This is a genomic window from Terriglobia bacterium, assembly GCA_036496425.1.
In the GTDB taxonomy this organism is placed as follows: Bacteria; Acidobacteriota; Terriglobia; order 20CM-2-55-15; family 20CM-2-55-15; genus 20CM-2-55-15.
In genome coordinates, this window is the sequence record DASXLG010000375.1 from 1 (window position 1) to 3596 (window position 3596).

At 57.5% G+C, this 3596-nt stretch carries 3 protein-coding genes; all 3 read left to right on the forward strand.

The features are described from left to right. On the forward strand, positions 1–299 hold a 299-nt coding region (locus VGK48_27750; GenBank protein ID HEY2384987.1), incomplete at its 5' end, for a sulfonate ABC transporter permease. A 9-nt stretch (positions 300–308) separates the two neighbouring features. After that, positions 309–1628 (forward strand): nitrate/sulfonate/bicarbonate ABC transporter ATP-binding protein, encoded by a 1320-nt coding sequence (locus tag VGK48_27755; GenBank protein HEY2384988.1) that lies wholly within the window; start codon positions 309–311, stop codon positions 1626–1628. Between the two features lie 134 nt (positions 1629–1762). Further along, on the forward strand, positions 1763–3596 hold a 1834-nt coding region (locus tag VGK48_27760), incomplete at its 3' end, for an alpha-1,4-glucan--maltose-1-phosphate maltosyltransferase (GenBank protein ID HEY2384989.1).

Here is a 3596-nt window from a genome sequence, read left to right on the forward strand (position 1 = left end):
GTGGCCGCGCGTGGAAGGCCCTGATTGGACCAGGCATTTTCGGATCGTGGGTCACCGGAGCGATCACAGCGTCCGGCGGCGCCTGGAATGCCAGTATCGTTTCCGAGCTTGTCTCCTGGGGCAATACGACTTTGAAGGCCAACGGACTTGGCGCCTACATTTCCGAAGCAACAGCCAGAGGCGACTGGCCCAGAATCGTTCTGGGCGTGGCGCTCATGAGCGTATTCGTGGTCGGGTTGAACCGGCTGGTCTGGAAGCCCTTGTACGACCTGGCCGGAAGTAAATATCAGCTCGGCTGAGGAATCAAAATGGAAAATACTCCGGTCCTTTTAACCGCTGAAAATGTCGTGAAGACCTTCCCTCTGCCCGGAGGTGGAGAGCTGATCGTATTGGCAGAGGTTACGCTGAATATCGCACAGGGCGAGGTCGTCGCTCTGCTCGGACGCAGCGGGTCGGGCAAAAGTACTCTCCTGCGCATTCTGGCCGGCTTGATTCAGCCGAGCCGCGGGAAGGTGATCGTGAAGGGAACACCGCTCGAAGGGCCGAATCCCGGCGTCGCCATGGTGTTCCAGAGTTTTGCGCTGCTGCCGTGGCTGACGGTGCAGGAGAATGCCGAACTTGGACTCTTCGCGCGCGGGGTATCGAAAGAAACCTGCGAAAAGGAAGCGTTGCTGGCGCTCGGCATGGTCGGCCTCGAGGGTTTCGAAGGAGCTTATCCAAAAGAATTGTCCGGCGGCATGCGCCAGCGCGTCGGGTTCGCGCGAGCCTTCGTGATGAAGCCCGATGTCCTCATGATGGATGAGCCGTTCAGCGCTCTGGATGTGCTGACCGCGGAAAATCTGAGAGGTGAAATCAGTGACCTCTGGGAACGAGGCGCATTTCCGGCGAAGAGCATCCTGATCGTCACGCACAACATCGAGGAAGCGGTTCTGCTGGCAGACAGAATCGTGGTTCTTGGCGCCAATCCGGGCAGCATCCGGGGCGAAGTGAGGGTGGATATTCCCCGCCCGCGAGACAAGAAAGCGCCGCGCTTTGTCGCCCTGATGGATTACATCTATACGGTTATGACCAATCCGCAAGCAGCCGTCGGCGAACTGCCGGCGGCAAAGCAATCCCACCGTTTTCCGATGCTGCCGCATGCACGCGTCGGAGGGATCAGCGGACTGCTTGAAATCGTCCACGATCGCGGCGGCCGCGAAGACCTGCCCAAGCTGGCAGAAAGCCTGCGCCTGGAAGTGGACGACTTATTGCCGGCCGTTGACGCATCTGCAATGCTGGGCTTTGCCGAAGTCGCACACGGTGACGTGACGATAACGGATGCCGGCCGGGAGTTTGCGACTGCCGGCGTCCACCGTAGCCACGAGATCTTCAAGGAGCAGCTGCTTGCCCGCGTGCCTTTCATATCCACGGTAACGGAAGCCATCCGTCAGAAAACGGATGGCCGAATCGGCAAGGACTTCCTGCTCGATATTCTGGATGAGCACTTCTCCGAATCAGAAGCTGAGAAGCAGTTCCAGACTCTGGTGGACTGGGGACGCTACGCACACTTGTTCGAGTACGATGCGGACGAAGAACGGCTGTATAAAATGGAAGAAGAACAACCGGAGAATGAGTCGGCCGGCCAGTAGTGGCGATTTGATCGGACCCGGCGTTCGGGAAAGAGTTGCCACAAATTACCCGAATTGCGCCAATTAATTCGGGCAATTTATCGAATTGGCGGCTTAATTCCCGAATAAAGCGAACGTGTAGTACATTTTTAAATATGGGTGAGCGGCCGCCGGAGAGAGTGGTCATTCGCGGGGTGGAGCCGGAGATCGAATGTGGCCGTTTTGCGGTTAAGCGAGCGGCCGGCGAAACCATTACGGTTGAAGCGGATATCTTCGCCGACGGACACGACGCAGTTTCCGCTGTCCTGCGCTATCGTCATGAGGATGACGAATCCTGGCTGGAACTCCGGATGGAGCCGCTCGGAAACGATCACTGGCGGGCGGGCTTCCGCACCGACAAGCTGGGGCAGTATCTCTACACCATCACTGGCTGGGTCGATCGGTTTCAAACCTGGTACGACGATTTCCTGAAGCGCATTGCCGCACAGCAGGATGTCGCAGTGGATCTGCAGATCGGCGCCGCGTTACTTCAAAGCGCGGCCGGCCGGGCGGCGGGTGCCGACGCGCAAAAGCTTCGCGAAGCCGGGAACGGACTCCAGCCGGCAGCTGTCGATGACCGGCTTGCCGCCCTGGCATCCGCTTATTCCGATCGCACCAACGCGACGCATTACCGGGAATTGCGTGTTGCCGTGGAACCCGTGCGGGCGCGCTTCAGCAGCTGGTATGAACTCTTCCCCAGGTCCTGTGGAACGTTCAAAGAGTGCGAGGCCTTGCTGCCCGAGATTGCCGAGATGGGTTTCGACGTCCTCTATTTCCCGCCGATCCATCCGATTGGTGAATCGCACCGCAAGGGCAGAAATAATGCGACCACGGCGGCACCCGGCGATCCCGGCAGTCCGTGGGCAATCGGGGGGAAGAGCGGCGGGCACAAGGCAATCCATCCTGAACTGGGTACCCTCGACAGCTTTCGGCATCTCGTTGATCAGGCCCGGAAGTCGGGAATAGATATTGCGCTCGATCTGGCTTACCAATGTTCGCCGGATCATCCTTATTTAAAGGATCATCCGGAATGGTTCCGCAGGCGGCCCGACGGCAGCATGCAGTACGCGGAAAATCCTCCGAAAAAATATGAGGACATTTATCCCTTCGAGTTTGGCTCTGCGCACTGGAAAGAACTCTGGGAAGAGCTTAAAAGCATTGTCGAATTCTGGATCGAAAACGGCGTCCGGATCTTTCGTGTCGACAATCCGCACACCAAGCCGTTCGATTTCTGGGAATGGATGATCCGCGACCTGAAAAAGAAACATCCGGACCTGATCTTCCTGGCGGAAGCCTTTACCCGGCCAAACATCATGTACCATCTGGCGAAGCTGGGGTTCACTCAGTCGTACACGTATTTCACCTGGAGAAACGCCAAGAGAGAACTGACGGAGTACCTCACGGAACTCACACAGACAGAGGTGCGCGACTTCTTCCGTCCGAATTTCTGGCCGAACACGCCCGACATTCTTCACGAGTATCTGCAGACGGGTGGCCGCGCGGCGTTCATGTCCCGGCTGGTGCTTGCCGCGACCCTTTCCGCGAGCTATGGAATATACGGCCCGGCGTATGAGCTCTGCGAAAATGTTCCACGCGAGCCGGGCAGTGAAGAGTATCTGAATTCCGAAAAGTATGAGGTCAAGAAGCGGAATCTGTATGATCCGGCCAGCCTGCGCCCTTTCATCTCGCGGGTGAATGCCATCCGGAAAGAAAACCCCGCTCTGCAAGCCAATGACCGATTGCGATTTCACACTGTCGATAACGACCAGCTCATCTGTTATAGCAAGCAGACGGCGGACAAGCGGAATGTCATTGTCACCATTGTGAATCTCGATTCGAACTGGCCCCAATCCGGATTCGTGGAATTGCCGGTGGATGAATTGGGTATCGATGTGCGGCATCCCTATCAGATGGTCGACCTTTTGACCGGTGCGAAATTCACCTGGCAGG